The sequence below is a fragment of the Mycolicibacterium nivoides genome (genome assembly GCF_003855255.1).
Taxonomy (GTDB): domain Bacteria; phylum Actinomycetota; class Actinomycetes; order Mycobacteriales; family Mycobacteriaceae; genus Mycobacterium; species Mycobacterium nivoides.
In genome coordinates this window covers 2,988,640-2,994,800 of sequence record NZ_CP034072.1, presented here as the reverse complement: position 1 = coordinate 2,994,800, position 6,161 = coordinate 2,988,640, and the positions used below count along the sequence as shown (strand labels likewise).

The 6,161-nt window shown below is 67.0% G+C and carries 6 protein-coding genes; 4 read left to right on the top strand and 2 right to left on the bottom strand.

Going from position 1 to position 6,161, the window contains the following annotated elements:
• Nucleotides 1-310 precede the first annotated feature (310 nt).
• The 3 genes from EH231_RS14280 (at nt 311) to EH231_RS14270 (ending at nt 3,329) form a co-directional block, all read left to right on the top strand.
• Nucleotides 311-1,150, top strand: a complete 840-nt coding sequence (locus EH231_RS14280; protein WP_124712604.1) for a peptidoglycan recognition protein family protein — start codon at nt 311-313, stop codon at nt 1,148-1,150.
• Nucleotides 1,151-1,309: 159 nt separating this feature from the next.
• Nucleotides 1,310-1,789, top strand: coding sequence for a hypothetical protein (locus tag EH231_RS34265; RefSeq protein WP_409543379.1), 480 nt, complete (start codon nt 1,310-1,312; stop codon nt 1,787-1,789).
• 448 nt (nt 1,790-2,237) lie between these two features.
• The gene (locus EH231_RS14270) at nt 2,238-3,329 is read left to right on the top strand and encodes an MmpL3/TtfA transport complex stabilizer (protein WP_090427736.1); all 1,092 of its coding nucleotides are present in this window, start codon (nt 2,238-2,240) and stop codon (nt 3,327-3,329) included.
• Between the two features lies 1 nt (nt 3,330).
• Here the strand turns inward: EH231_RS14270 and EH231_RS14265 are convergent, their stop codons facing one another.
• Nucleotides 3,331-4,035: a response regulator gene (locus tag EH231_RS14265; protein ID WP_090427739.1), complete on the bottom strand. Its 705-nt coding sequence runs from the start codon at nt 4,033-4,035 to the stop codon at nt 3,331-3,333.
• Nucleotides 4,032-5,591 (bottom strand): sensor histidine kinase, encoded by a 1,560-nt coding sequence (locus EH231_RS14260; protein WP_090427742.1) that lies wholly within the window; start codon nt 5,589-5,591, stop codon nt 4,032-4,034. Before EH231_RS14260 ends, EH231_RS14265 begins: the two co-directional genes overlap by 4 nt.
• Nucleotides 5,592-5,796: 205 nt before the next feature.
• Between EH231_RS14260 and EH231_RS14255 the strand changes: the two genes are divergently transcribed.
• On the top strand, nt 5,797-6,051 hold the full coding sequence (locus tag EH231_RS14255) for a hypothetical protein (protein WP_241177979.1): 255 nt from the start codon (nt 5,797-5,799) through the stop codon (nt 6,049-6,051).
• The last annotated feature ends 110 nt before the right edge of the window (nt 6,052-6,161 follow it).

Genomic DNA, 6,161 nt, shown 5'->3' with positions numbered 1-6,161 from the left:
GAGCGGCGTCAGCCAGTGGGCGCTCGAGTTCCCTGATGCGGGCCTCGGGATCGTCCTTCGGGTCCATGCGCAGATGCTCGCACATTCGGCCGTGAATGCATACGGAAAGCGGCGTCGCCGCCCGGGGGGCTATTTGCTGGTCGGGCCGCTCGCGAACAGTGTCCGATATCGGGGTCCAGGTGAGGCGGCAACGAGCAAAGTGGTTGATGGATAACCTGTCTGAGCGTTCGGCCGAGTGCGGGGTGATGTCGGTGGGCCCGCGTAGGCTTGATTGCACAGAAGGTTTGCTGCGTGAGGAAAAGGAATCTCAGTGCCTCAGACAGGGCGATGGACCGGCGACCCGGTCTGGCTGGCCGATGTACTTCGGGCCGAAGGTATCGACCTCGTCGAGCATCCCGGGTGGCAGACGCGGGGGCACGGCGATTTCAAGGACATCCGCGGAGTGATGGTGCACCACACCGGGTCGGACACGGCGACGGCCGCGTCGATCGCCAACGGCCGCCCGGACCTTCCCGGCCCGTTGTCGCAACTGCATATCGCGCGCGACGGCACCGTGACGGTGGTGGCCCTCGGGGTGGCCTGGCACGCCGGCATCGGCATGTATCCGTGGTTGCCGACGAACATGGGCAATTGGCACATGATCGGTATCGAATGCGCCAACAGCGGCACCAGCCCCACCGCGCCGCATCGCAAGAACTGGCCTGACGCACAGTATTTCGCGCTGGTGCGGTGCTGCGCCGCGATCAATCGCCGGCTGGCGCAAACCTCGGAACGCACCATCGGGCACAAGGAGTATGCGGGCCGCGCGCAAGGTAAGTGGGATCCCGGTGCCATCGACATGGACATCCTGCGCGCGGACATCCAGGCGCGAATCGGCGATATCGCGAATCCCGCGCCGACGCCGCGTCCGCCGGTACCCGAGGGCCAGTACACCGACACTCTGCTGTTCCGGCCTATGGAAGGCCCGCAGGTGGCCCAGTTGCAGCGCCGACTCAAGACGGCCTACGCGGGTTATGCGGGGGATCTCGAGGTCGACGGCGTCTTCGGGCCGCAGACCGAGGCCGCCGTGAAGGAATTCCAACGTCGCACCCGCGGACTCAAGGTCGACGGCATCGTCGGCCCGGCCACCGCCGCCGCGTTGCGGCTCTGACCCGTTCCGGGCTAACTCGCACTCCTGCCCGGGCACTGGCTACTGGCCCGGCTGGGCCAGCGGGTGCTGCGCCCGGGCGGGCTTGAACTGACCACCAGGCTGCTGAGTGCGGCCCGGATCAACGACGCGACACGCTGCCGCCACCGGCCTGCAAGCGGGATCGGCGGACGTCGTGGTCGGCGAGGCGATGCTGACCATGCAGGGGGAGAAGGCCAGGAAGGATCGTCGACGAGGCCTTCCGGGTCTGGTGCCCGACGGTCTGGCCGACGAGATCAAGGAGACATCCGCCGCGAGATGGCCCGCGCCATCAAGGTCAACGCCCGTCCCCTGACGGTGGCCCGTCGGCGCGGTGAGACGACGGCCGATTTGGTGGTGGCCACCCTCGGTGAGCTGGGATTCCAGATCCGCTCCGTGTTCAACTCGTTCGGGGAGGTAACCGTCGAGATCTGCACGTGTCCGCTGGCCGAGGTCGCGGTCGGTTCTCCCGAGGCGGTGCGAGGCATCCAGCAGGGCATGATGCAGGAAGTGGTCGACCTGAACGCCGAGGTCATCGGCGGTCGCTACGCGGTTTCGGTCCGGCCTGATGCCCGCACCGGTTCGTGCGAGGTGAGCCTCGTGCTGCAACCGGTCGCCGGCTAGTTGCTGGTCGCAGCGAACTACAGATTTGGCACGGCTCAATTTTCACAGCGGTAACACGAATCGGCCGTCTCCGCCAGTCAGGGAGCTTTGACGCCCGAGAAAGTTTGCTGGCGTGTCGCGGTGTGATCTACCGCTCACTTTTGCCGGAGAAGGTAAGAATTGCCATTGACGGTCCCGCTGCTCGTGAAATGCGCCACGTCCAGCAGGCGCTGGGAAGTCCCTGGTAACAGGCATTTAATCAAATGCGACCAAAAGGTAACGAGTCGATAACGAAGAAATTCCTAAGCGCATTCTGAGAGTGTGTTGGCGAGTGCCACGTATTCGCTGTGAACTCGTTCAGGACCTGTCGGTTTCGTCGCTAGACTCAATGCAACCGCGCCACTCCCGGCGCAGATAGACCTGGAATCTAGAGCCGGTTACAGCCTTGCCGGCGGAGGTGCCGATAACGATGGCAAACAACTTCCTGCGTGCGCTGGTCGAAGCGCTGCGCACTGGCCGCGTTGACCGCGCCATCGACGATACGTCTGCCCGCAGCGTCGCCTTCGACGGTGCGCTGGATGACATCGACGTGGCCGGTCTGGCCGAGGTCGGACGCGGGCCGATCGGCGACATCGCCGTCGATCCCGACCGCGAGACCGTCGTGGTGACCAACGCCGCAGCGCAGAGCCTGACCGTGATCAACCCTCACACCATGAGTGTGGTGGGTTCGGTACGCCTCGCCGGAGACCCGTTCGCCGTCGTTGTCGCAGACGACCGCGCCTACGTCAGCGTCGCCACCGCGGGACATGACTCGATCGTGACGGTCGACACCATCACCGGCGCGGTGCTCGCCGAGTACCCGCTGGCCTTCAGCGTGACCGCGTTGGCCATCAGCCCGGACGGCAAGCGCGTCTTCGCCGGCCGCACCGGCCACGAGCGCATCGACATCGCCGTCATCGACACCACCGCCGAGCGGGTGGGCACCATCGACATCGCCACCGGCCCCGGCATCAACCTCGACGCCCTGCAGATCGACTCGACCGGCAAGCGCCTGTATGTCGCCACGTCCGATTCCCGTGGCAGCCGCCTGGTCATCGTCAACACCGAAACCGCTCAGGCGCAGGCCACCGTGTGGGTCGGTGCCCCGATCCGCGACATCGCGATCGGCGATGGCGTGGCCTACGTGCTGACCTCCGACCTTGAGCATCGCGGTGTGGTCCACACCGTCGACCTGTCGGCCGGCGCCGTGGTGGACGCCGTCGAGGTCGGTGGAGCGCCGACCCAGCTGGTGCTGAGCCCCGATGCCACCCGCGCCTACCTGGTCGATTACGACCGCGTCATCGTGTGGTGCGCTCTGACCAGCGAGATCCAGGGCAGCATGGACGTGCACGCACAGCCCGCCGCAGTTGCCGTGCGCGACAACGGCACCCGGCTTTACATCGCCGACTACGCCGGCCACGTCAACGTCTTCGACGTCGCCGAGTCGCTGTACTCGCAGCTGGTCTCGGCGGACGCGGTCGAGATGCACGAGCTGCCGGCCCTGCAGGTGGCCGGCGCCTGACTCAGCGCCAGCGATAGCGGGTACGCGGCCGCCCGGCCTTGCCGTATTCCGTGTGGCGGGTGACGGTGCCGTCATCGGCCAGACGCTCGAGATAGCGCCACGCCGTTACCCGTGACACGCCGACCCGTTTGGCCGCCTCATCGGCGGTCAGCCCGTCCGGCGCGTCGCGCACCGCCGCGGCGATCCCCTCTGTGGTCTGTGGTGCCGCACCTTTGGGCGCGGTGGATTTGTCTGTGGCGATGCGTAATTCGGCCAACGCCCGGTCGACCTCGGCCTGGCTGGCGGCATCGGTTCCCGACGGCAGCGCCAGACGATAGCGGCGGTAGCGCTCCAGCCGGTCGCGGAAAGCTGCGAACGCGAACGGCTTGAGCAGATAGGCCAGAGCGCCATGGGCCACCGCCGCGCGCACCATCTCCAGGTCCCGCTCGGAGGTGATGGCGATGATGTCAGGAGCAGGACGCAGCCCGGAAAGGCCGGACGCCAAAGAGATTCCGCTGGCATCGGGCAATCCGATGTCCAGCAGCACGAGGTCTACCGGATGCTCGGACGCGGCCGCAGCCGCCGCCGCCCGCATCGCGTCGCGTGCGGTGTGCGCCACCGCTGCAACCGAAAACCCCTCCAGGCGGCCGAGATAGGCCTGATGGGCCTCGGCGATGAGCGGATCGTCCTCGACGATGAGGACGCTGATCGTCGAGCAAGCGCTCATGGCCGTGGCACCGTCGCGGTCACCACGGAACCGTAGGTGACGTCGGCGCGCAGAGTCCCGCCGTGCTTGCGGATCACCTGGCCGACCAGGGCCAGTCCCAGCCCATGCCCGGCCGGGTCGGCGGATTTCGTGGAATAGCCACGCTGCATGGCCTTTTCGAAGGTGTCGGAGTCCATGCCGGGGCCGCTGTCGGCCACCCGGATCAACAACTCGTGATCGTCCTGGGTCACTGTGACCTCGATCCACGGATCGTCACGGTCACAGGCATCCATCGCATTGTCGATCAGATTACCCAGAACCGTCACCATCTCCTGCCCGGAGAGCACGGCGTCGGCGGACAACTGGGTGTCCTCGGTGACGGTCAGCGCGATCCCACGTTCGTCGGCCTGAGCCGTCTTGCCGAGCAACAGGGCCACCAGGGCAGGTTCACCCACGGCCAGCGACAACCGGTCCACCAGGCGCTGGGACAACTCCAATTCACTGGTGGCGAACCGGACCGCATCCTCGGGCCGGCCCATCTCCACCATGGTGACCACCGTGTGCAGCTTGTTGGCCGACTCGTGCGCCTGCGCCCGCAACGAGTCGGCCAGCACCTGCAACGAGCTGAGCTCGCCGAGGGCGCCCTGCAGTTCGGTGCGATCACGGATCGTGACGACTTCCGAGCCGGCGCCGGCGACACGGGCCCGGTTGACGACCAGCACGCGGTCGGCGGTGACGTGCAGCTCGTCGCGCACTCCGGGATCGGCGCTGCGCAGAAACTGCGGCAGGTCCTGCGTGCGCACCGGCCCTGACGCCAGTCCCAGCAGCCGGCGTGCTTCGTCATTGGCCAGGGCCACGCCATCGCGATCGAGCACGATGAGTCCCTCCGACACCGAATGCAGGATCGCGTCGTGGTGGTCGTACATGACCCGCAGTTCGTCGGGCCGCAGGCCCCGGGTCTGACGCAACAGCCTGCGCCGGATCGCCCACACCCCGATCAGTGAAACCGCCAGTGCGGCAGCGGTTACCGCGGCGATCACCGGAATCTGCGCGCGCCAGCGCTGGGCCAGCGTCTGCTGGGTGATCCCCGCCGACACCAGGCCAACGATGCGTCCGTCGGCGCTACGCACCGGCGCGATCGCGCGCACCGACGGACCCAGCGTCCCGGTGTAGACCTCGCTGAACGTCTGGCCGCGCAACGCGGGTTCGACGGTGCCCAGGTAATGCCCGCCGATCTGGGTGGGATCGGTGTGGGTGAACCGCACTCCGTCCGGCGCCATGATCGTGATGAACGCGATGTCGGTGCTGGTCCGCACTGCCTCGGTTACCGGCTGCAAAACCTTTGTCGCGGTGCCGGATTCGATGGCTGCCGCCGTCGAGGGGGAATCGGCCAGCGCGGTGGCGATGCCGATCACCTGCTCGCGCGCAGCATCCTCGCCGTCGCGGCGGGCATCGAGAAGGGCCAGCGCGGTGCCGGCCAGCACCACCACCGCGACCACCAGGACCTGCAGTGCGATGGCCTGCCCGGCCAGGGAGCGCGGCCAGGCCCGGGCCGGCAGCTGCCGCCAGTGCGTCACAACACCTCCGATTGTGAAGGCAACGATCTTTCAAAATAGTGGCTCGGATATCCGCTGGTAGCGGGTTCGCGCCGGCGATCCTTGGGACCTTCGCGCCCGTCAATTCAGGGCTGCTGTTCGCGGGCGCTCAGTCGTAGAATCTGACAGTAAGCAGGGTCGAGGGTAGATCCAAGGGAGACCTGCGATGAGCTGCACGATTCATCGCTTGACGACCATCATCATGGCCGCGGTTGCGTCACTGGCGGTGGTGACGGCGATTTGCCCGGCGGTCGGCAACGCCACCGAGTGCGGAGTGGGCACTGTTTTCGATCCGCCTTCGAACACCTGCGTGGCGGCCCAGGTGCCGCCGCCCCCGCCTCCACCACCCCCTCCGCCGGCGTGGAACGGTGACATCACGCCCTACTTCTCGGTCGGCATCTGCGCGCCTATTCCGTTTGTCTCGCTCTGCGCGGGTATCTGAGCAATCGATCGCTGGTCCGGTCCCGAAGTCGCTCGCCTCGGGGCCGGATCGCTGTCTGAACGTAATGAACTAAAACGTGACCTGGCTCACCCTATGGTCGAAGGTACTGG